Origin of the sequence: Roseateles sp. So40a (assembly GCF_048081605.1) — a bacterium.
Lineage (GTDB): Bacteria > Pseudomonadota > Gammaproteobacteria > Burkholderiales > Burkholderiaceae_C > Roseateles.
In genome coordinates this window covers 1823767-1845175 of sequence record NZ_CP182288.1, presented here as the reverse complement: position 1 = coordinate 1845175, position 21409 = coordinate 1823767, and the positions used below count along the sequence as shown (strand labels likewise).

Below are 21409 nucleotides of genomic sequence, written 5' to 3'. Positions count from 1 at the left end.
CGGGGCAGCCACCGACCGGGCCGGATCGGCCAGGCCGCGCGCCGCGGACTCATCGAAAGACTGGAGCATAGCCGGCCTCCTGCGTTCAGCGGTCAGTGAAAGGCTTCGGAACGGGGTTGTTCTGATCGGCCGCGCGGCGGTCCTTGCCGCGTTGCGCCCGATCCTTCATGCGTTCCTTCATCTTCTCGCGCTGCTGGTTCTTCAGCTCGGCGATCTTGGCGCGCTGCTCGGGGGTCAGGACACGCGAGGCGTCGATCATCGCCAGCGTGATGCGCTTGGACGAGACATCGTGGGCTGCGTGCAGTTGCTGGCGGACCTGCTCGACGGCGTTGGCGTCGACGGTGGGCGCGGTGAACAGCGCCTGCATGCGCTCATGCAGCTGGCGTTCCGAGTTGCGCTGGGACTTCAGGTCCTTGTGGGCGGCCTCGAAGATCTGCTTGATCTGGGCTTGCTGGGCGTCGGTGACGCCGGCGTCCTTGAGCAGCTTGCCGTGCATCGGGCCCATGGGGCCGAAGCCGGGGCCGCCGAAGTCCGGACCGCCGCGGTGCATGTGCGGGGGCGGCGGGGGCGCGTCGCCGGGCGCGGGCTGGGCCTGCGCGGAGAGGGCGGCAAAGCCGAGGCTCGCGGCCAGGGCCAACAGGGAGAGGGGTCGGGTAATGCGGTTGACCATCTCGGGATCTCCAACGTGTTGTGGGGTGAGGAGATCGTCGGCGGCGCGCGTCAATTGGCCGTGGGCCTCCCGTAAAGATTCGTGAAATGAATCGAGCCCAATGAAAAACGCCCGCACGCCCTCTTGAAAACGAGGACCTGCAGGCGTTTGCGGTCACCACAACGCTCGGCATTACGTGACCGCCGAGGCTCCGATTCGGGATGCAGCGCTAGGCGCAGACCGGAGCCATAGCCCAGCTATGGCGAGGATCTGCAACGACGTGGGGCGCCCGAAGCGGGACCGCGGAGGTTACGTAATGGGCTTGAAACGCACGCGTTTCGGCCGCGCGCCTTCTTCACCGAGGCGCTTCTTCTTGTCGGCTTCGTACTCGTGGAAGTTGCCGTCGAAGAAGAACCACTGCGAGTCACCTTCGCAGGCCAGGATGTGCGTGCAGATCCGGTCCAGGAACCAGCGATCGTGGGAGATCACCATCGCCGAGCCGGCGAACTCCAGCAGCGCCTCTTCCAGCGCGCGCAGGGTTTCGACGTCCAGGTCGTTCGACGGTTCGTCGAGCATCAGCACGTTGCCGCCCTGCGCCAGCGTCTTGGCCAGGTGCAGACGGCCGCGCTCACCGCCCGACAGCGAGCCGACCAGCTTCTGCTGATCGTTGCCCTTGAAGTTGAAGCGGCCGATGTAGGCGCGCGAGGGCATCACGAACTTGCCCACGATGATGTTGTCCAGACCGCCCGAGACGTCTTCCCAGACCGTCTTGCTCGCGTCCAGGCTCTGACGGCTCTGGTCGACGAAGGCCAGCTTGGCCGTCTTGCCGATCTTGACCGTGCCCGAATCCGGCTGCTCGACGCCCTGGATCATGCGGAACAGCGTGGACTTGCCGGCGCCGTTCGGGCCGATGATGCCGACGATCGCGCCGGCCGGGACCTTGAACGACAGGTTGTCGATCAGCACGCGGTCGCCGAAGGACTTGGTCACGCCCTCGAACTCGATGACCTCATTGCCCAGGCGCTCGGCGACCGGGATGAAGATCTCGTTGGTCTCGTTGCGCTTCTGGTATTCGACGTCGCTCAGTTCCTCGAAGCGGGCCAGACGCGCCTTGCTCTTGGCCTGACGGCCTTTCGCGTTCGAGCGCACCCACTTGAGTTCTTCCTTCATCGCCTTGGCGCGGGCGTCCTCGGACTTCTGCTCCTGCTCCAGGCGGCGTTCCTTCTGGTCCAGCCAGTCGGAATAGTTGCCCTTCCAGGGGATGCCATGGCCACGGTCGAGTTCAAGAATCCACTCGGCGGCGTTGTCCAGGAAGTAGCGATCGTGGGTGATGGCCACCACGGTGCCGGGGAAGCGCTGCAGGAACTGCTCCAGCCACTCGACCGATTCAGCGTCCAAGTGGTTGGTGGGTTCGTCGAGCAGCAGCATGTCGGGCTTGGACAGCAGCAGGCGGCACAGCGCCACGCGGCGCTTCTCACCACCGGACAGCACGCCGATGTTGGCGTCCCAGGGCGGCAGGTTCAGCGCGTCGGCGGCCAGTTCCAGCTGCAGGTCGGTGTTCTCCGAACCGGCCGCGGCGATGATGGCTTCGAGCTCGCCCTGCTCGGCGGCCAGCGCGTCGAAGTCGGCGTTCTCTTCCGCGTAGGCGGCGTAGACCTCGTCCAGGCGCTTCTTGGCGGCCAGCACGCCGCCGATGCCTTCCTCGACCGCCTCACGCACGGTCTGGTCGGGATTCAGCTTGGGCTCCTGCTCCAGGTAGCCGATCTTGATGCCGGGCATCGGCACGGCTTCGCCTTCGATCTCCTTGTCGACGCCGGCCATGATCTTCAGCAGCGTGGACTTGCCCGAGCCGTTCAGACCCAGCACGCCGATCTTGGCGCCGGGGAAGAAGGACAGCGAGATGTTCTTGAGGATGTGGCGCTTGGGAGGAACCGTCTTGTTGACGCGGTTCATCGAAAAGACGTATTGAGCCATGGCGATGGTTCTTCAGCGTTTCGTGGGTTGACCTGGAGGGCCCGCGGGCCGCGTGTGATCGAGGATCGATCCCGCGGGCGGGGCGTGCCAGGGCGGTGAGTCGCCCGGGCAATAGGCGTGCATTGTCGCAGCTTATGCCCCTGACCCTAAACTCGACCGCCCATGCCGCTCCATAGATCGCTCCCGTGATGACCACCCTGCTGCCCCGCCCCTTCTCTGTTCGCTTGCGCGCATTGGCCGCGGTCGGCGTGCTCGGCGCCTACGGCGTGATCGGCGCGTCGATGGTGCTGCTCCCCGGCGCCGCGCAGGCGCAGACGCTGCGCTGGGCCAGCCAGGGCGACATGCAGACCGCCGACCCGCATGCGCAGAACGAGATCGTCACCAACGCGATGAACGGCCAGGTCTACGAGCGCCTGGTCTCGCGCGATCGCCAGCTCAACCTGGTGCCGGGCCTGGCCACCGAATGGACGCAGATCAAGCCCACGCTGTGGCGGCTCAAGCTGCGCCAGGGCGTGAAGTTCCAGGACGGCACGCCGTTCACCGCGGACGACGTCGTGTTCTCGGTCAACCGCGCCAAGGACCCCTATTCGCAGATCAGCGTCTACGCGCAGGCCGTGGGCACGCCGCGCAAGATCGACGACTTCACGGTCGAGTTCCAGCTCGAGAAGGTCAATCCGATCTTCCTGCAGCACCTGGACACGCTGTTCATCATGAGCAAGCGCTGGTGCGAGCAGCACAACGTCGTCAAGCCGCAGAACTTCAAGGACAAGCAGGAGACCTACGCCGCGACGCATTCGAACGGGACCGGCCCGTACCTGATGACCGCCCGCGAGCCGGGCATCCGCACCGCGTTCAAGCGCAATCCGGCGTGGTGGGGCAAGTTCGACGGCAACGTGCAGGACGCGGTCTACACGCCGATCGCCAACGACGCCACGCGCCTGGCGGCGCTGGTCTCGGGCGAGATCGACTTCGTGCTGGACCCGTCACCGCGCGACATTCCCCGGCTCAAGCAGACGCCGCAGGTGAAGGTGCAGGAGGGGCCGGAGAACCGCATCGTGTTCATCGGCATGGACCAGGCGCGCGACAAGCTGCTGTACGCGAAGGTGCCCGGCGACAAGAACCCGTTCAAGGACCTGCGCGTGCGTCAGGCGCTGTACCAGGCGATCGACATCCAGGCGCTGCGCACGAAGCTGATGAACGGCCTGAGCCTGCCCACCGGCGGCCTGACGCCCTCCCCGCTGGGCGCGTTCAGCGACGCGCAGCTCGAGACCCGGCTGCCCTTCGACCTGGCCGCCGCGCGCAAGCTCATGGCCGACGCGGGGTACGCGAGCGGCTTCGAGGTCACGCTGGACTGCACCAACAACCGCTACATCAACGACGAGCGCATCTGCCTGGCGCTGGCGTCGATGTGGGCGCAGCTCAAGGTGAAGGTCAACGTGAACGCGCAGCCGCGCGTGCTGATGTTCCCCAAGCTGGAGAAGCTTGACACCAGCCTCTACCTGTACGGCTGGGGCGGCAGCATCACCGACGCGGAAACGGCGCTGACGCCGCTGATGCGCAACCGGGGTGAGAAGTCGGTGGGCCAGTACAACTTCGGCAACTGGAAGGACGACAAGTTCGACGCGCTCGCCGCGGCGTCGAGCGAGGAAGCGGATCCGAAGAAGCGCGAGGCGCTGATCAAGGACGCGCTGCGCGAGTTCCGCGCGCAGGTGCATCTGATCCCGCTGCATCGCCAGATGATCCCGTGGGCCACGCGCGCCAACGTGACGGTGATCCACCGCCCGGACAACTGGTTCGAACTGCGCTGGGCGTCAGTCGCCGCGAAGTAACGGAGAGCCCCTCGCCCGCGGAGCGGGAGAGGGGTTGGGGTGAGGGCTCTGTGCCGGACTCGGTCAGCGCAGCGGCGGATCGAACAGGTAGCCGATCCCCCGCACGGTGCGGATCAACGGCGAGCTCGGATCGTCGTTGAGCTTCTGCCGCAGCCTCGACACCATCAGGTCCACGGAGCGCTCCAGCGCCGTGACCCCGTCGCCGCGCGCCAGGTGCAGCAGCTCCTGCCGCTGCAGCACACTGTGCGGCCGCTCCAGGAACGCCCGCAGCAGCTTGTATTCGCTCTGCGAGAGCACCACGCAGAACCCGCCGGGTCCGGTGAGCCGGCGCGTCATCGGCTCGAGCCGGAAGCGCCCGAACATCAGCACCTCCGCCGGATCGCCCTCACGCGGCCGCAACAGCGCCTTGATCCGTGCCTGCAGCTCGCGCGGCTCGCCGTCCTTGGCCACGACCGCGTCGGCCCCACGCTCCAGCGCGAGCACGCGCTCCAGCGTGCTGTCGTGCTGCAGCAGCACGATCACCGGCAGCCGCGACCGCTGCCGCAGACGCGTCAGCGCGCCCCAGCCCGCCTCCCGGGCGTCGCTCGGGTCGATCAGGGCCAGGTCGACCGGCAGCAGCGGCACCCGGTCCAGCAGGGCCGGCTCGCTGCTGTCGGTGACTCGGTGACCCCAGGCCCGCATCAACGCGGCGAATCGCAGTCGCGCATGCGGGTCGGGGTCCAGCAGCAGCAGATGGGTGCCAGCGGCGGGATCGGGAAACGGGGCGCTCATGACGACAGGGCGAGTGGACACATTGGCGCAAGACTATGCCGCCCGAAACTCGTTTGAAGGCCGATCAGCAGGGGCCTCACCGCCCTTTTTACCGTCGGTTTACCGCGCTGAAACACGGCTGCGGACGCCGACAAGAAACCCTGTGCGAGGGCTGTCCGCGAGCTGTCGACAAGCTGTCCGGCGCGCCGCGGCCATTCAAGACGATCTGCCCATCGCCCGGCTCCGCGCACGATTTCACCGCGCGCGCCGCCCCATGCCCGCCTCGATCGGACGAGAGGCCCCGCTCGGCTACAATCGCCCGATCGCCGCGGCTCAGTCTTGTCGCGGCTTTCATCTTTCTGAGCTCAACGCTCTCCCACGGCAGCCGAAGACTGGCGCCAGGCCTGCAAAGGGCCGGCGTGCTGCACACACAAAGCCCGATCGGGCCACAACAAAGCAGCTTATGAGTTTTGACGCATTGGGGCTCTCCCAGCCCCTGCTCCGCGCGATCGCCGATGCCGGCTACTCGACCCCCACCCCCATCCAGAGCCAGGCGATTCCCGCCGTCCTGACCGGCGGCGACCTGCTGGCCGGCGCCCAGACCGGCACCGGCAAGACCGCCGGCTTCACCCTCCCCCTCCTCGAACGCCTGTCCGCCGGCAAGCCCGTGCGCGACGCCAAGGGCCGCCCCGCGATCCGCGCGCTGGTGCTGACGCCCACCCGTGAACTCGCCGCCCAGGTCGAGGAAAGCGTGCGCACCTACGGCAAGTACCTGCCGCTGACCAGCATGGTCATGTTCGGCGGCGTCGGCATGAATCCGCAGATCAGCCAGCTGCGCAAGGGCGTGGACATCCTGGTGGCGACGCCGGGCCGTCTGCTCGACCACGCGCAGCAAGGCACGCTGGACCTGTCCAAGGTCGAGATCCTGGTGCTGGACGAAGCCGACCGCATGCTGGACATGGGCTTCATCCACGACATCAAGAAGGTGCTCGCGCTGCTGCCGGCCAAGAAGCAGAGCCTGCTGTTCTCGGCGACCTTCAGCGACGAGATCAAGGCGCTGGCCGACCGCCTGCTGGACAACCCCGGCCTGATCGAGGTCGCGCGCCGCAACGCCACCGCCGACACGATCGCGCAGCGCATCCACCCGGTGGACCGCGACAAGAAGAAGGAACTGCTGGCCCACCTGATCACCAAGCACGACTGGCATCAGGTGCTGGTGTTCACGCGGATGAAGCACGGCGCCAACCGCCTGGCCGAGTACCTGGACAAGTCGGGCATCACCGCGATGGCGATCCACGGCAACAAGAGCCAGGGCGCCCGCACCAAGGCGCTGTCCGAGTTCAAGAGCGGCGACCTGAAGGTGCTGGTGGCGACCGACATCGCCGCGCGCGGCATCGACATCGACCAGCTGCCGCACGTCATCAACTACGAGCTGCCCAACGTGGCCGAGGACTACGTGCACCGCATCGGCCGTACCGGCCGCGCGGGCGCGCAGGGTGAAGCGCTGTCGCTGGTGTGCATCGACGAGGAAGGTTTCCTGCGCGACATCCAGAAACTGATCAAGCGCGAGATCCCGCGCGAAATCGTGCCGGGCTTCGAACCCGATCCGAACGCCAAGGCCGAGCCCATCGTGATGGGCCGCATGGTGCTCAACGGCGGTCTGGGCAAGTCCTCCGGCTCGCCGCGTCCGGCGGGCGGCGGCGGCGGCGGCGGCGGTGGTCGTCGTGGTGGCGGCGGCGGTGGCCGTCCGCAAGGCCAGGGCCAGGGTCGTCCGCAAGGCGGCGGTCAAGGCCGCCCCTCGCAAGGCGCGCATGGCGGCCAGGGCGGTCAACGCTCCGGCGGCGGCTCGCAAGGCGGTCAGCGCCAGGGTCAAGGCGGCGGCGGTCAAGGCCAAGGTCAGGGTCAACGTCAGGCCCAGAACGCCGGCGGCGGTCAGCGGCAAGGTCAGGGCCAAGGCCAGGGCAGCCGTCACGGCAGCCAGGGCAACCGCCCAGCCGGCGGCTCGGCGCTGACGCGTCCGAAGTCGACGTCCTGAGCCTGAGCCTGAGCCCGCCTTCCAAGGCTTGCTGAAACGGCGCCCTCGCGGGCGCCGTTTTCGTTTGCGGCTCCCCGATACTTCCGACGATCCCCGGCACCCGCCTGCCTGACCGCCTCGATGAAGACTGCCCCCATCGTTCCCGCCCGTGTCGACTTCTCCGGCGCCGTGCCGCACGCGCCGGACTTCGGCGACGGGTATCACGCCCCGTTCGGCGCGTTCGAGCAGGCGCGGCTCGTCTTCCTGGGCGGCAACGGCCTGCCGGGGCGCTGGGCGGGCCGCACGCGCTTCGTCGTGCTCGAGACCGGCTTCGGCCTGGGCAACAACTTCCTGGCAACCTGGGCCGCCTGGCGCGACGATCCCGCGCGTTGCGAGCGCCTGGTCTTCCTGAGCGTCGAGAAACACCCGCTCACGCGCGAGGACCTCACGCGGGCGCATGCGGCCTCGCCTGAACTCGCGCTGGCGCGCCAACTGATCGACGCGTGGCCACCGCTCACCCCCAACCTGCACACGCTGGACTTCGAGGATGGCCGTGTGCGCCTGATGCTGGCGCTGGGCGACGCACGCGACTGGATGCCCGAGCTCGTGGCCTCGGTCGACGCCTTCTTCCTGGACGGATTCGCGCCGGCGAAGAATCCGGAGCTGTGGGACGCGTCGGTGCTGCGCCAGACCGGCCGCCTGGCCGCCCCCGGCGCGACAGCCGCCACCTGGAGCGTGGCGCGCAGCGTGCGCGACGCGCTGACGTCCGCTGGCTTCCAGGTCGAGAAACGCCCGGGCACGGGCGGCAAGTGGCAGACGACGGTCGCCACCTTCGCGCCCCGCCACCGCGCGCCGGTGCCTGCGGGCCGAATGGCGCCGCCGACCTTGCCCCGGGACGTGCTCGTCATCGGTGCCGGCCTGGCCGGCGCGGCCTGCGCGCGCGCGCTGAGCCGCGAAGGCCTCCGGGTCACCGTGCTGGAGGCCGGCGCGACGCCCGCGTCGCAGGCCTCGGGCAATCCGGGCGGGCTCTTCCACGGCACGCTGCACGCCGATGACGGGGTTCACGCGCGCTTCAATCGCGCCGCGGCGCTCGCCACGGAGCGAGAACTTCGTCGACTGGCCGGCGCCCTGCCCTGGCTGCAATGGGGACTGCTGCGCGTGGAGCGCGAGGCGCAGGTGCTCGACGCCATGCGCCAGCTCCAGGCGCGCTGCGGCCTGCCCGCCGATTACGTCCAGGCGTTGGCGGCCGACGCGGCGTCAGCCCTCGCCGGGGCGACGCTGGGTCGGCCCGCGTGGCACTTCCCGGGCGGCGGCGCGGTGTCGCCGCCGGCGCTCGTGGCGGCCTGGCTGGCCGAGGCCGGGCGTCATCCGGACTTCTCGCTGCGGCTGAACGCGCCGGTCGCCGCACTCCAGCGCGATGAGCGCGATGAGCTCGGCGGCCGATGGATCGCGCGCGACGCGGCGGGCGTGGAGCTCGCGTCCGCCGACGCGGTCGTGCTGTGCGGCGGCACTGCCAATGCCGCGCTCACCGCCGGCTGGACCGCGGACGTCGAGTGGCCCTGGATCTCGCAACGCGGACAGTTGAGCACCTTGAGCGCCACGTTGGCGCCCGGCCGTCTGTCGACGCCGGTGGCCGGGCTGGGTTACGCGCTGAGCCTGCCGGACGGCTCGATGTGCTTCGGCGCCAGCGCCGATGCAGGCGACCTTGATCCGGAGCTGCGCGCCGCCGATCAGGCGCAGAACCTGGCGCGGCTCGCAGAGCTGCTGCCAGACGGCCCCGCGGATCTCATCGCCCCGCCGTTGGCGGGTCGCGTCGGCTGGCGCAGCCTGGTGCCGGACCGGCTTCCCCTCGTGGGCGCCCTGCCCGCGCAGGCGCCTGCGCAACGGGCGGAACAGGTCCGCTTCTGGCCGCGCCATCCCGGTCTGATGGTGCTGGGCGCGCTGGGGTCACGCGGCATCACGTCGGCGACCTTGTGCGCCGAGCTGATCACCGCGCAGTTGACCGGGGCGCCCTGGCCGGTGGAAAGCAGCCTCGCCGACGCGATCGACCCGGCGCGTTTTGGCGCGAAGCAGCGGCGAAGCCAGGGCTGAGGGCAACCCCGTCAATGCAGACCCGCCGTGAGACCCAGTCGATGCCTCAGGGTCAGGTCTTGACCGCGTCGAGCGCCTGGCCCTGCTCGCCGATGCGCACGACGTAGCTCGTCACCTCGCGGGACACCAGCATCGGGATGATCGTACCGAAGCCCAGTCGCTGGAAGTGCTCGGACGCGCGGTGCTCGTCCAGGCCCGAGGCATCGGTGTACTGCTCCAGGATCACGTACCGGTCCGGATCCTGCGGCGAACGGTAGAAGTCGTACGCCAGGTTCTTGGGCTCGCGCCGCGTCTGCGCGGTCAGCGCCACCAGCAGCGCGCCGACCTGGTCGCCCAGACCCGGCTTGACGTGGTAATGCGCGATCACCTGCAGGAAGCTGCCCGTGGCGGGAGGAGTCGTGGTCATGGGGATCGGCGGCGGGGCCGCGGTCGTGACGGATGGCGCATTGTCCGCATCGGCGCGACAGGGGCATTCAAGTTTTCCTGCGCGCGCGTCGATATGGTGCGAAGTCGCCCATGACGCCCGGCGAAAACGGGCGCGCTGCGCCCACACGGGTCGCGGCGGGCGGATTCAACCTCTGTGGGGACAAACATGATTCATCTCGTGGCAGGTCGCACGATCGGTCAACGGCTCGGCGTGGTGCTGGGCCTGGTGTTGCTGATCGCCTTCGTGGGCTCCGGCCTCAGTTACCTCGCCCTGGGCCGCGTCGCGGCCGAGACCGACGTGATGCTCAACCAGGACCTGGCCGCCGAGCGCGTCGCCTCGGACTGGTACCGCAACATCACCAACGGCGTGAACCGCACCAGCGCCATCGCCATCAGCGCGGACCCCAGCCTCGCGCAGTTCTTCGCCGCCACCGCGGCCGAGTCCACCAAGCAGTCGGGCGAGCTCCAGAAGCAGCTCGACGGCTACATGGTCACGCCCGACGAGCGCAAGCTCTTCGACACGCTCAGCGAGGCCCGCAAGGGCTACCTGAGCACGCGCGACGCGGTCGCCGCCAGCAAGAAGGCCGGCGATGCCGAGAAGGCCCGCGAGATCTTCGACCGCGAGTTCCAGCCCGCCGCCGCCAAGTTCCAGGAAGCCATCCAGGCCATCGTGCAGCACAAGCGCTCGCTGCTCGACAGCGCCGCCCGGCAACTCGACGCGACCAACAGCCGCGCGCGCTCCGCGCTGCTGATCTTCTCGCTCGTGGCGCTGGGCCTGGGCGTGTGGTTCGCGGTCTCGCTGACGCGCTCGATCACCGGCCCGCTGCGCGGTGCCGCCGAGGTCGCAGACGCCATCGCCCATTTCGACCTGACGCAGCGCGTGCCCGCCGGCGGCAAGGATGAGACCGGCCAGCTGCTGGGCTCGCTGGGCGGCATGCAATCGCAGCTGCTCAAGCTGATCGGCGACGTGCGCGGCTCCGCCGAGAGCATCGGCACCGCCAGCGCCGAGATCGCCACCGGCAACCACGACCTGAGCGCGCGCACCGAGCAGACCGCCTCCAACCTGCAGGAAGTCGCCGCGTCCATGACGCAGCTCACCGGCACGGTGCGCCAGACCGCGGACTCCGCGATGACGGCCAACCAGTTGTCGAGCTCCGCCGCGGAAACCGCGCAGCGTGGCGGCTCGGTCATGGGCCAGGTCGTCAGCACGATGGGTGAAATCAGTGACAGCTCGCGCCGCATCGCCGACATCATCGGCACGATCGACGGGATCGCCTTCCAGACCAACATCCTGGCGCTGAATGCCGCGGTCGAGGCGGCCCGCGCCGGCGAGCAGGGCCGCGGTTTCGCCGTGGTGGCCAGCGAGGTGCGCTCGCTCGCGCAGCGCAGCGCCGAGGCGGCCAAGGAGATCAAGACGCTGATCGGCGCCAGCGTCGAGCGCGTCGAGTCCGGCTCTCGACTGGTCGAGGACGCCGGCGGCGCGATGACCGAGATCGTCGCCAGCGTGCAGCGCGTGGCCGACATCATCGGCGAGATCAGCGCCGCGTCCCGCGAGCAGAGCGACGGCATCAACCAGGTCAACGCGGCCATCGGCCAGCTCGACCAGATGACGCAGCAGAACGCGGCGCTCGTCGAGGAATCCGCCGCCGCCGCGGAGAGCCTCAAGGAGCAGTCGCAACGCCTGGCCGGCGCGATCTCGGTGTTCCGCCTGCGCTGAGGACCCCAGGCGCCCACGGGCGCCCCCTGAGGTCCCTGGCGCGCAGCCCGCCCCCGCTGATGCCCTGGGCTCAGCGGGGTTCGTACATGTAGCGCCGCGTCAGGGGCACCGGCGCCGGTCCGCCGTCGCGCCGGCTGGCCAGGATCTGGTACAGGCCGAGCTCACCCGTCTCGAACTCGAGCGCGGACGCCGCCATGTACAGCCGCCAGATCCGGTAATGGGCCTCGTCGACGTACTGCAGCGCCTGGTCATGGCCGGCCTCGAGCCGGGCCACCCACGCCCGCAGCGTGCGCGCGTAATGCATGCGCAGGCTCTCGACGTCGTGGAGCTCGAAGCGTTCCTGCTCCATCACCCGCATGACGTTGCTCGCCCGGTCGAGTTCCCCATCGGGGAAGACATACCGGTTGATGAAGCGCGAGGACAGCGTGTCCTGCCCCCAGCCGTCCTCCTCATGGGTGATGCCGTGGTTCAGGAACAGTCCGGCCGGCTTGAGCAGCCGGTGCACGCTGTTGAAGTAGGTCGGCAGGTTCTTCAGCCCGACATGCTCGAACATCCCCACGCTGGAGATCTTGTCGAACTGCCCGGTCATGTCGCGGTAGTCGCACAGCCTGACCTCGACCTGCGCCTGCAACCCCGCCGCCTCGATGCGTTCACGGGCCAGCGCCAGCTGCCGCTCCGACAGCGTGATCCCGGTGGCCTTCACGCCGTAATGACGCGCCGCATGCATCACCAGGGCGCCCCAGCCGCAGCCGATGTCCAGCAGTTCCTCCCCGGGCTGCAGCCGCAGCTTGCGGCAGATGTGGTCCAGCTTGGACCACTGCGCCTGCGCCAGCGAGGTCTCGTCGTTTTCGTAATAGGCGCAGGAATAGACCATCGCCGGGTCCAGCCACAGCGCGTAGAAGTCGTTGGACAGGTCGTAATGGAACGCGATCGCGGCCTTGTTCTCGGCCCGCGTGTGCCGGCGCACGCCGCTGGATCGCAGGTCCGCGTCGGCCGCGCCCGGCGGCGGCGCCAGCAGGCGCACCGCCAGCCGCAGCCGGTCGCTCCATGACAGCGTCAGCTCCGGCAGGTGGTCCTTGAGCTGCAGCGCGGCGAAGAAGTCGCCCTCGACGTCGATCTGCTGGGTGAAGTAGGCCTCGGCGAATCGCAGCGGGTCGCGCCCCAGCAGCAATCGGCGCAGCGCCGTCGGCTCATTGAGCACCAGCGTGAACTCGGGCGGCTGCTGGGCGTCCCGGCCCAGCCGCGCCGACCAATGGCCCAGCCGCAGGCCCATGCTCCCCGGATAGGCGGCAAACAGACGCTGGAGCAGCGCCATGCCGGCCGGCGGCAGGGGCGCGCTGCCGGCCTCGCCCTCGGGCGCCCCGGCGGGGGGCGCGCCGCCGGCCGACGTCGGGGACATCAGTTCCTGGTCCATGCAAGTCCTCTTTCGATACCACGCGAAAGGCTTGTGGGTCGCCGGCGCGCCAGGGTCAGTTCTTGCGCGACCCGGAGCACGGGCGGCCGGGACATCCTGCGGGGATATTAGCCAATGGCCCCGGGCGCCGCGGGCGGTCCCGGCGACGCCCCGCCCGGACAGGGGGCATTGCCGCAAGCACCATGCCTGCCCTCCCCCGTCGCTTCCCCCGTCGCTTCCCCCGCGCATCCCCAGCACCTCCCCCGGAAGCGGCCCCGTTGTGCCCTCGCACACCCTCGCCCAAAGGAGTCATCACAAGCTCGCCCACCGAGGCCACAATCAGCCCCCATCCCCCGCCGCCACGTGCCGCGCGCCCCCGAATCAACGCCAAGGAGTGAGCCATGCCCCATGCTTTCGCCAGCGCCGTCGCCAGCTTCAAGACCGCCTCCGGCAAGTCCGGCCAGTACTACTCGCTGCCCAAGCTGGCCGAGCGCTTCCCCAACGTGAACCAGCTGCCGGTGTCGATCCGGCTGGTGCTCGAGTCGGTGCTGCGCAACTGTGACGGCCAGCGCGTGACGGCCGAACACGTCGAGCAGCTCGCCAATTGGCAACCGAACGCCGCCCGCAACGAGGAGATCCCCTTCGTCGTCGCCCGCGTCGTGCTGCAGGACTTCACCGGCGTGCCGCTGCTGGCGGACCTGGCCGCGATGCGCAACGTCGCGCAGGCGCAGGGCAAGGACCCCAAGACCATCGAGCCGCTGGTGCCGGTGGACCTGGTGGTCGACCACTCGATCATGATCGACCACTTCGGCGACAAGCAGGCGCTGGACCTGAACATGAAGCTGGAGTTCGAGCGCAACCGCGAGCGCTACGAGTTCATGAAGTGGGGCATGCAGGCCTTCGACACCTTCGGCGTCGTGCCCCCGGGCTTCGGCATCGTCCACCAGGTGAACCTGGAGTACCTGGCCCGCGGCGTGCACAAGGGCAAGAAGGCGGGCGCCGGCAAGGACGCCGTCTACTACCCCGACACCCTGGTGGGCACCGACAGCCACACGACGATGATCAACGGCATCGGCGTGGTCGGCTGGGGCGTGGGCGGCATCGAGGCCGAGGCCGGCATGCTGGGCCAGCCGGTCTATTTCCTGACGCCGGACGTCGTCGGTTTCGAGCTCTCCGGCCGCCTGCGCGAAGGCGTGACCGCCACCGACCTGGTGCTGACGGTCACCGAGATCCTGCGCAAGGCCAAGGTCGTGGGCAAGTTCGTCGAGTTCTTCGGCGAGGGCACGGCGTCGCTGTCCGTGCCGGACCGCGCCACGATCGGCAACATGGCGCCCGAGTACGGCGCGACGATGGGCTTCTTCCCCGTGGACGAGCGCACCATCGACTACTTCAAGGGCACCGGCCGCACCACCGACGAGATCGAGGCCTTCGAGGCCTACTTCCGGGCGCAGGGCCTGTTCGGCATCCCCAAGGCAGGTGACATCCGCTTCAGCCAGGTGGTGTCCCTGGACCTGGGCACCGTGGTGCCCTCGCTGGCCGGCCCCAAGCGCCCGCAGGACCGCATCGTCATCACGGACCTGGCCAAGACCTTCACCTCGCTGTACAGCAAGCCGATCGCCGACAACGGTTTCAACCAGCCCGCCGAGAAGCTCGCGCAGCGTTTCCCGCTGGGCGGCGCGCAGAAGGGTCTGGAGATCGCCAGCGGCGATGTGCTGATCGCCGCGATCACCTCCTGCACCAACACGTCCAACCCCAGCGTGCTGCTGGCGGCCGGACTGCTGGCGAAGAAGGCGGTGGAAGCGGGTCTGAAGGTCCAGCCGCACATCAAGACCTCGCTGGCGCCGGGCTCGCGCATCGTCACCGAGTACCTGGAGAAGGCCGGCCTGCTGCCCTACCTGGAGCAGCTTGGCTTCACCGTGGCCGCGTATGGCTGCACGACCTGCATCGGCAATGCCGGCGACCTGACGCCGGAGATCAACGAGGCCATCACCGGCAACGACCTGGTCTGCGCGGCGGTGCTGTCGGGCAACCGCAACTTCGAGGCCCGCATCCACCCCAACATCAAGGCCAACTTCCTGGCCAGCCCGCCGCTGGTGGTCGCCTACGCGATCGCCGGCAACGTCACCCGGGACCTGATGACCGAACCGGTCGGTCACGGCACCGGCGGCAAGGCGATCTACCTGGGCGACATCTGGCCCACCAGCGACGAGATCTACGCGCTGCTCAAGCTCGCGCTCAATCCCGTCGCCTACCGGGCCAACTACGGCAAGGTGAAGGCCGAACCCGGCAAGCTCTGGGAGAAGATCAAGGGCGGCAAGGGGCAGGTCTACGGCTGGCCGCAGAGCACCTACATCGCGCAACCGCCCTTCTTCGGCGGCTTCACGCAGGTGCCGCAGGCGCAGGAGTCCGGCGTCAAGGGCGCGCGCATCATGGCGCTGTTCGGCGACTCGATCACCACCGACCACATCTCGCCGGCCGGCGCGATCAAGGAGGCCTCGCCCGCGGGCAGCTACCTGAAGGCGCAGGGCGTGCTCAAGGCCGACTTCAACAGCTACGGCTCGCGTCGCGGCAACCATGAAGTCATGATGCGCGGCACCTTCGCCAACGTCCGGATCAAGAACCTCATGATTCCGGCCAAACCCGACGGCGCGCGCGAGGAAGGCGGCCTGACGCTGTTCCAGCCCGGTGGCGAGAAGCTGTTCATCTACGACGCCGCGATGCGCTACATCGCCGCGGGCACGCCGACGGTGATCTTCGCGGGCGAGGAATACGGCACCGGGTCCAGCCGCGACTGGGCGGCCAAGGGCACGCAGCTGCTGGGCATCAAGGCGGTGGTGGCCAAGAGCTTCGAGCGCATCCACCGCTCCAACCTGGTGGGCATGGGCGTGCTGCCGCTGCAGTTCAAGGCGGGCGACTCCTGGGAATCGCTGGGCCTGACGGGCAGCGAGTTCATCGACATTGAACTCGGCGCCGAGATCAAGCCGCAGTCCGAGGCGACGCTGGTGATCCGCTCGTCCGCGGACGCGCCCGAGCGCCGCGTGCCGCTGATCCTGCGCATCGACACGCCGATCGAGGTCGAGTACTACCGCCACGGCGGCATCCTGCCGTACGTGCTGCGCGACCTGCTGGCGGCGTGATCGACGCGAGATCCCGAAACGACCCGGCCCCACTGCATCGCTGACGCGAGGTCAGCGAGTGCGGGTGGGGCCGGAATGATGCGGGGGGTTCCCGGACGGGATGCCCCCCGCGTCGTGGAGAGCCAGCGCCAGGCCTCGCGGCGTTGGGCGGTCTCGCCAGACGCTCAGGCGATCACTTCGTCGTCGGCGGGGTCGCCGGCTTCTTCGCCGCGGGCTTGGCGGCGGCCTTCGGCGCGGCCTTGGCCGGTGCGGCCTGGTCAAGTTCCTTGGACGCCGCGGTGGAGCCGCCCTGCACGCCCAGTCGGCCGCCGGTGCCCAGGCCGCCCTTGACCTGCTGGGCCTTGTAGTTGCGCAGCGCCTTGACCATCTGGTTGTACGAGTCCGCGAACGCGGTCACGACGACCTTGCCGGCCGGCGTCTTGCCGTAGGCGCCACCGGCGACTGCGGCGTTGCCGAAGAAGCTCGCGCCGCCCACGCCGAAGTCGAAGTTCTTGGCCGTGCCTTCGGCCGCCGAGATCTGCACGCCCGAGCGGTTGTCCACCAGCAGCAGCGTGGTCGAGGCCTCGTTCTGGCTGATGTTGGCCGCCACCGCGGTCAGCAGGCCGATCGCGCCGGTGCCGATGCCGCCGCCACCGCCGCCGGTCTTGCCGGCGAACTGGATCTCGGGGCTCATCGTGTAGTCGGCGGCGACCATCTGACCTTGGCCGAAGTTGCTGCCGGCGCGCACTTCACCGGACTGCATCAGCGCGCGTTCACGCTCCATGTTGGCGAAGGCCTTGCCGCGTTCCACGATCACGAAGCAGTTGGACTGCTGGACCATCAGGCGCAGCACCGGCACGGTCGAGCCGAGCTGGCGGTCGCGCAGTTGCGACCACCACGGAGCGTTCTGGTCCTCGAAGATCGCCAGCGTGCCCAGCGACTCGTCGCAATGCTCGAGCTGGCTGTTCTTGTTCTCGGCCGTCGCGCCGCCGGCCGCGCCGGAGACGGTGCCCTTGTTGTCGCCCATCGTCGGCGCGGTGGCCATGCAACCGGCCAGCAGCAGCGGCGACAGCAGCAGGGCGGACTTCAGCAGGCGACCGGCGGGGGCCGTTGCAGACGCGGCGGTGGGGGTCAGGCGGGGAGTGGCAAGCATGGGATCCTCCAGTTTTTCTAACGACATCTCAGGACGAGCGGGAACGTCCCGGTCGGGCGCGACCGGCCGGGGCAAGGGAAACGGGGTCAATCGATGGGGGTGGCCGGCGCGACGCCGTAATAGCCGCCGACCGGCTGGCCGTGCGGGTTGCCGACCCAGATGCTGGTGCCGAAGACATCGCTGCAACCGCCCCAGGCGATCTCCAGCGCGCGCGGCTCCTCGCTGCGGGTCTGGGCGTAGACCGACACGGTGCTGTCGGACGGGCCGATCGTGTAGCAGACCCGCGCCCACACCGGACGCGGTGCCGAGGACACGACCGAGGCCGCGCCTTCGCTGTTGCCGTCGGAGGCCCGGGCCATCCACTTCGTGCCCCGGGTCGGGCCCGGGTTGTAGCTGAACACGTAGGGCACCTGCGCCAGCGTCGCGATCGACGCGGCGAGCAGTCCGGCAGCCACCAGGCCTTTGGCCATCATTCGTCTTCTCCCATGCGTGTCACGGATCCGGACGATTCCCAACGAATCGACACGAACGCGAACGAATGCGGCGGATTGTTAGACGCCGACCTGAAAAAGACGAGGCCCCCATCGTGGGGGCCCGGGCCTTCGATGACTTAGGTCACCTGAAGTTGTAGGGATGGCGAAACACCCGGCGTCGCCTATGCGAGGAGCGCCCTCGTACGGCCTACTCCAGGCCCAGGTCCAGCCCGCGTTCCTGGGCGAAGACCTTGAGCGCCGGCATCAGCGCGCCGATCTTCTCGGCCACCGCGTCGCGCACCGTGTCGACCACGACCTGCGTCTGACGCTCGATCTCGATGTGCAGCGGCGCGCCGTCGCCCTTGTCGGCGAAGGTCGTCATGCGCAGCGTCTCGGGGATCAGCCAGACCTCGAACCACCCTGAGCCATCGGCATGTCGGCCGGCCTCGGCCACGGTGAGGCTGGCGCCGTTCACCGCGATGTAGCCCTTGGCGAAGATGTAGCGCATCCACGGCGCCGGCACGGCGATGCGGATGACGTGGTTGTTGGCCGGGCGGCGGATCGACTCGACCGTGGCCATGAAGTCGACGTGGCCCGACAGCGGATGGCCGCCGATCTCCGCGCCGTCCTTGGCCGCCCGTTCGACGTTGAGCCGCCCGCCCGGGGCGAGTCCGCCCAGCGTGGTCAGGTTCAGGCTCTGCTGCATCACGTCGAAGTCGGCCTGGTGATCCCCCTTCAGGGCGGTGACGGTCAGGCAAACGCCGTCGCAGGCGACGGACGCGCCGATCTCCAGGTCCTTGCAGAAGCCGTCGGGGAAGTCCAGCGTGAAGCTGCGCAGCCCGGGCTTGTCGGTGATCTCCGCGACGCGGGCGATGCCTTGCACGATGCCGGTGAACATGGGTGGGTCTCCGATCAGCGCGAGGCGGTGGACGAGGCGGACGTCGCGGCGTGCGACGCGAACAGCTCGGGCGAGAAGCCCAGGCTCAGGCGGCCGTCGTTCCATTCGACGACCGGGCGCTTGATGACGCTGGGCTGCTCGACCATCAGCGCCGCGGCGCCGGACGCGTCGGCGGCGCCGGCCTTGACGGCGTCATCCAGCTTGCGCCAGGTGGTGCCGGCGCGGTTGAGCACCTTGCCCCAACCCAGCTCGGCCATCCAGCGCGGCAACTGGTCAGCGGGCACGCCCTGCTTCTTGTAGTCGTGGAACTGGTAGGCCAGGCCTTGTTCGTCGAGCCAGGCGCGGGCGCGCTTCACCGTGTCGCAGTTGGGAATGCCGTAGAGGGTAATCATCCCGGCACGCTACCATGAAGACGATGATCCCCTGGCTCGACGATGACACCCTGGACTTCCCGCCGACCCGTCGCGCGCTGGGGCCGCGCAGCGACGCGCCGGGCCTGCTGGCCGCCGGCGGCGACCTGAGACCCGCGCGCTTGCGGGCGGCTTACGCCCGGGGGATCTTCCCGTGGTACGGCGAAGGTCAACCCATCCTCTGGTGGACGACCGATCCGCGCATGGTGCTGCGCACTGCGGACTTCAAGCTGTCGCGCTCGCTGCGCAAGACGCTCGCGAAGTTCATCCGCACGCCGGGCTGCGAGATCCGCGTCGACGCCGCCACGGAGACGGTGCTCAAGGCCTGCGCCAGCACGCCGCGCGACGGCCAGGACGGCACCTGGATCGTGCCGGAGATGCAGCAGGCCTACCTGCGCCTGGCCCGCGAGGGCACCGTCCACTCGGTGGAGACCTGGATCGATGGGGAGCTCGCCGGCGGGCTGTACGGCCTGAATCTGGGCCGCATGTTCTTCGGCGAATCGATGTTCATGCGCAGGACCGACGCCTCCAAGATCGCGCTGGCCGCGCTGATCTGCCTGTGCCGCAAGTTCGACATCCCCTGGATCGACTGCCAGCAGCAGACCAGCCACCTCGCCTCGCTGGGCGCGGCACCCGTCACGCGCGAGGTCTTCGAGGCACACCTCGCCGCGCACACCGGGGGGCCGTCGCCCGGGGATTGGACCTATCATCCGCGCCTGTGGGCGCATCTAGGCCTGGAACCGGAGTCCGCCCCCACCGCCCCGACCGCCACGTCTCCACCGCCCCCCACGCACCACGAGCCTCGACCGTGACGCATCCCAAGGAACTTCCGCTGGCCGAGCTGCAGTTCTATGCGACGGCGCCCTATCCCTGCAGCTACCTGAGCGACCGCCAGGCCCGGTCGCAGGTCGCCACGCCCAGCCACCTGATCCACGCGGATGCGTACTCCAGCCTGGTGGCGGCCGGGTTCCGGCGCAGCGGCATGTTCACGTACAGACCCTACTGCGACGGCTGCAAGGCCTGCGTGCCGATGCGCATCCCGGTGGCGGACTTCCACCCCAACCGCAGCCAGCGCCGCGCGTGGTCGCAGCACCAGTCGCTGCAGGCCCGCGTCATGCGCCTGGGCTACAGCGACGAGCATTACCAGCTCTACCTGCGCTACCAGGCCGGCCGGCACAGCGGCGGCGGCATGGACCACGACAGCGTGGACCAGTACACCCAGTTCCTGCTGCAGAGCCGCGTGAACTCGCGCCTCGTGGAGTTCCGCGAGCCCGATGGCGCGTTGAAGATGGTGTCCATCCTGGACATCCTGGGCGACGGGCTGTCGGCGGTCTACACCTTCTACGAGCCCGAGGACGGCGTCAGCTACGGCACCTACAACGTGCTGTGGCAACTGCGCCAGACCCGTGATCTGAGCCTGCCCCATCTCTATCTGGGCTACTGGATCGAGCAAAGCGACAAGATGGCCTACAAGGCCCGCTTCCTGCCGCACGAGCTGCTGCGCGAGGGGCAATGGGAGCGCGTGGAGCGCTGAGGGCGGGAATCGCTGACGCCTGTCAGCTTGCTGCAGACGACAACCCATTGATGTCATTGCCGGCCCGGGAGCTGGCTTCCTAGGATCACTTTTCGTTCCCACGAATCGATGAGCGATCCCCATGAATGCTGTATTCCGACCCCGCCGGTTGGCGGCCGCGATGGCCGCGATGGCGACCACGGCCTCCCCTCTTGTCCTGATCGGACTGCTGGCGCTGCCGGCCCCCGGCCACACCCAGTCGACCCCCTTGCGGCCCGAAGCCCTTCGCCTGCGCTGGACGCCGGACTACCACCTGGACACCCCCTCCGTCACGCCCGCCGTCAATGACGGGCCGCCACCCCTCCTCGCCTCGATGGCGCATCGACGCTCGACGCGACCCTTCCTGGGCCTGCGGCTGCGTTTCAACCAGGGCATGACCCACGTGTCGCTCAGCCCGCGCGGACAGGGCGTGCGGCTGCGCCTGTCGCACGACTTCTGACGCCGCGCCCACGGCCTCCAAAGCCCCTCACGGCAAGAATTGGTCCCACACTGGTTTTTCCTGAGCTTCCATCAGAGGCTTGTCGAAAACCCCTGGCTGCTTGCAGAAATGACGTCTCTACAGCGTTTCGACGACATCATTACGACAAGTTACGCCAACTCCCAGGGTTAACCTGAATGATTCGGATGCGAGTGGTATCTACATTGCATACCACTATGAGATCAGCAGCGGTATCGATCTCCTAGACGCCGCGGACGCCAGCCGCCCGCGGACAGCACGTCGATCACCAGGAGTGACTGCCATGTCTGAACGCGCTCCCACGCGCTCCGCTGTACCCGTTGCATCCGCAGCAACCGCCGCATCCGCAGTACCGGCCGTATCCGCTGTACCTGCCGCGCTCGCCGCACCCACCGGCTGAGCCGCCAGCGGCACCTCTCTCTCCGAGCCCCGTTTCCTTCCCCGCCGCGCTGCCCCTGGCAGTGCCCGGCGTGGCGGCGCTCATCC

Annotated in this window: 17 protein-coding genes; 8 read left to right on the top strand and 9 right to left on the bottom strand. The window is 69.0% G+C overall.

What is annotated here, in order from left to right; translation table 11 throughout:
- Positions 1–85: 85 nt before the first annotated feature.
- Positions 86–670: a Spy/CpxP family protein refolding chaperone gene (locus ACNI65_RS08450; protein WP_416762375.1), complete on the bottom strand. Its 585-nt coding sequence runs from the start codon at positions 668–670 to the stop codon at positions 86–88.
- Positions 671–958: 288 nt separating this feature from the next.
- Entirely contained in the window at positions 959–2623 is a 1665-nt protein-coding gene (gene ettA, locus ACNI65_RS08445; RefSeq protein ID WP_416762373.1) for an energy-dependent translational throttle protein EttA, read from the bottom strand.
- A gap of 281 nt (positions 2624–2904) precedes the next feature.
- On the opposite strand from ettA, the gene ACNI65_RS08440 reads away from it, so the two are divergent.
- Positions 2905–4452, top strand: coding sequence for an ABC transporter substrate-binding protein (locus tag ACNI65_RS08440; RefSeq protein WP_416763590.1), 1548 nt, complete (start codon positions 2905–2907; stop codon positions 4450–4452).
- Positions 4453–4515: 63 nt separating this feature from the next.
- On the opposite strand, the gene ACNI65_RS08435 is transcribed toward ACNI65_RS08440, so the two are convergent.
- On the bottom strand, positions 4516–5223 hold the full coding sequence (locus ACNI65_RS08435) for a winged helix-turn-helix domain-containing protein (protein ID WP_416762371.1): 708 nt from the start codon (positions 5221–5223) through the stop codon (positions 4516–4518).
- A 442-nt stretch (positions 5224–5665) separates the two neighbouring features.
- Here ACNI65_RS08435 and ACNI65_RS08430 point away from each other — a divergent pair, with 442 nt between their 5' ends.
- Together ACNI65_RS08430 and mnmC are read left to right on the top strand one after the other, a co-directional pair.
- Positions 5666–7237 (top strand): DEAD/DEAH box helicase, encoded by a 1572-nt coding sequence (locus tag ACNI65_RS08430; protein ID WP_416762370.1) that lies wholly within the window; start codon positions 5666–5668, stop codon positions 7235–7237.
- 120 nt (positions 7238–7357) lie between these two features.
- Complete coding sequence (mnmC, locus tag ACNI65_RS08425; RefSeq protein ID WP_416762369.1) at positions 7358–9307, top strand: FAD-dependent 5-carboxymethylaminomethyl-2-thiouridine(34) oxidoreductase MnmC; 1950 nt, start codon at positions 7358–7360, stop codon at positions 9305–9307.
- A gap of 52 nt (positions 9308–9359) precedes the next feature.
- Here mnmC and ACNI65_RS08420 read toward each other — a convergent pair whose 3' ends face one another.
- Positions 9360–9713 (bottom strand): putative quinol monooxygenase, encoded by a 354-nt coding sequence (locus tag ACNI65_RS08420; protein ID WP_416762368.1) that lies wholly within the window; start codon positions 9711–9713, stop codon positions 9360–9362.
- Between the two features lie 198 nt (positions 9714–9911).
- Between ACNI65_RS08420 and ACNI65_RS08415 the strand changes: the two genes are divergently transcribed.
- Positions 9912–11450 carry a methyl-accepting chemotaxis protein gene (locus ACNI65_RS08415; RefSeq protein WP_416762367.1) on the top strand — a complete coding sequence of 513 codons (1539 nt, stop codon included), beginning with the start codon at positions 9912–9914 and terminating at the stop codon, positions 11448–11450.
- A gap of 70 nt (positions 11451–11520) precedes the next feature.
- Here ACNI65_RS08415 and ACNI65_RS08410 read toward each other — a convergent pair whose 3' ends face one another.
- The gene (locus ACNI65_RS08410) at positions 11521–12864 is read right to left on the bottom strand and encodes a class I SAM-dependent methyltransferase (RefSeq protein ID WP_416762366.1); all 1344 of its coding nucleotides are present in this window, start codon (positions 12862–12864) and stop codon (positions 11521–11523) included.
- 380 nt (positions 12865–13244) lie between these two features.
- On the opposite strand from ACNI65_RS08410, the gene acnA reads away from it, so the two are divergent.
- Complete coding sequence (gene acnA, locus ACNI65_RS08405; protein ID WP_416762365.1) at positions 13245–15980, top strand: aconitate hydratase AcnA; 2736 nt, start codon at positions 13245–13247, stop codon at positions 15978–15980.
- A 172-nt stretch (positions 15981–16152) separates the two neighbouring features.
- Here the strand turns inward: acnA and ACNI65_RS08400 are convergent, their stop codons facing one another.
- The 4 genes from ACNI65_RS08400 to ACNI65_RS08385 form a co-directional block, all read right to left on the bottom strand.
- On the bottom strand, positions 16153–17112 hold the full coding sequence (locus ACNI65_RS08400) for a CsgG/HfaB family protein (protein ID WP_416762364.1): 960 nt from the start codon (positions 17110–17112) through the stop codon (positions 16153–16155).
- Positions 17113–17198: 86 nt separating this feature from the next.
- Positions 17199–17585, bottom strand: a complete 387-nt coding sequence (locus ACNI65_RS08395) for a hypothetical protein (protein ID WP_416762363.1) — start codon at positions 17583–17585, stop codon at positions 17199–17201.
- A gap of 208 nt (positions 17586–17793) precedes the next feature.
- Positions 17794–18483, bottom strand: coding sequence for a riboflavin synthase subunit alpha (locus ACNI65_RS08390; RefSeq protein ID WP_416762362.1), 690 nt, complete (start codon positions 18481–18483; stop codon positions 17794–17796).
- A 14-nt stretch (positions 18484–18497) separates the two neighbouring features.
- Positions 18498–18875, bottom strand: coding sequence for an ArsC family reductase (locus ACNI65_RS08385; RefSeq protein WP_416762361.1), 378 nt, complete (start codon positions 18873–18875; stop codon positions 18498–18500).
- A 23-nt stretch (positions 18876–18898) separates the two neighbouring features.
- Between ACNI65_RS08385 and aat the strand changes: the two genes are divergently transcribed.
- The 3 genes from aat to ACNI65_RS08370 all read left to right on the top strand — a co-directional run bounded on the left by aat (position 18899) and on the right by ACNI65_RS08370 (position 20905).
- Positions 18899–19705 carry a leucyl/phenylalanyl-tRNA--protein transferase gene (aat, locus tag ACNI65_RS08380; protein WP_416762360.1) on the top strand — a complete coding sequence of 269 codons (807 nt, stop codon included), beginning with the start codon at positions 18899–18901 and terminating at the stop codon, positions 19703–19705.
- On the top strand, positions 19702–20427 hold the full coding sequence (locus ACNI65_RS08375) for an arginyltransferase (protein WP_416762359.1): 726 nt from the start codon (positions 19702–19704) through the stop codon (positions 20425–20427). Before aat ends, ACNI65_RS08375 begins: the two co-directional genes overlap by 4 nt.
- Before the next feature lie 121 nt (positions 20428–20548).
- Entirely contained in the window at positions 20549–20905 is a 357-nt protein-coding gene (locus tag ACNI65_RS08370; protein WP_416762358.1) for a hypothetical protein, read from the top strand.
- Positions 20906–21409: the final 504 nt, after the last annotated feature.

Bases quoted from the DNA above. Each gene is read 5' to 3' on its own strand.
- ACNI65_RS08450 (WP_416762375.1), bottom strand. From the start codon at position 670: ATGGTCAACCGCATTACCCGACCCCTCTCCCTGTTGGCCCTGGCCGCG.
- ettA (WP_416762373.1), bottom strand. From the start codon at position 2,623: ATGGCTCAATACGTCTTTTCGATGAACCGCGTCAACAAGACGGTTCCT.
- ACNI65_RS08440 (WP_416763590.1), top strand. From the start codon at position 2,905: ATGGTGCTGCTCCCCGGCGCCGCGCAGGCGCAGACGCTGCGCTGGGCC.
- ACNI65_RS08435 (WP_416762371.1), bottom strand. From the start codon at position 5,223: ATGAGCGCCCCGTTTCCCGATCCCGCCGCTGGCACCCATCTGCTGCTG.
- ACNI65_RS08430 (WP_416762370.1), top strand. From the start codon at position 5,666: ATGAGTTTTGACGCATTGGGGCTCTCCCAGCCCCTGCTCCGCGCGATC.
- mnmC (WP_416762369.1), top strand. From the start codon at position 7,358: ATGAAGACTGCCCCCATCGTTCCCGCCCGTGTCGACTTCTCCGGCGCC.
- ACNI65_RS08420 (WP_416762368.1), bottom strand. From the start codon at position 9,713: ATGACCACGACTCCTCCCGCCACGGGCAGCTTCCTGCAGGTGATCGCG.
- ACNI65_RS08410 (WP_416762366.1), bottom strand. From the start codon at position 12,864: ATGGACCAGGAACTGATGTCCCCGACGTCGGCCGGCGGCGCGCCCCCC.
- acnA (WP_416762365.1), top strand. From the start codon at position 13,245: ATGCCCCATGCTTTCGCCAGCGCCGTCGCCAGCTTCAAGACCGCCTCC.
- ACNI65_RS08400 (WP_416762364.1), bottom strand. From the start codon at position 17,112: ATGCTTGCCACTCCCCGCCTGACCCCCACCGCCGCGTCTGCAACGGCC.
- ACNI65_RS08395 (WP_416762363.1), bottom strand. From the start codon at position 17,585: ATGATGGCCAAAGGCCTGGTGGCTGCCGGACTGCTCGCCGCGTCGATC.
- ACNI65_RS08390 (WP_416762362.1), bottom strand. From the start codon at position 18,483: ATGTTCACCGGCATCGTGCAAGGCATCGCCCGCGTCGCGGAGATCACC.
- ACNI65_RS08385 (WP_416762361.1), bottom strand. From the start codon at position 18,875: ATGATTACCCTCTACGGCATTCCCAACTGCGACACGGTGAAGCGCGCC.
- aat (WP_416762360.1), top strand. From the start codon at position 18,899: ATGATCCCCTGGCTCGACGATGACACCCTGGACTTCCCGCCGACCCGT.
- ACNI65_RS08370 (WP_416762358.1), top strand. From the start codon at position 20,549: ATGAATGCTGTATTCCGACCCCGCCGGTTGGCGGCCGCGATGGCCGCG.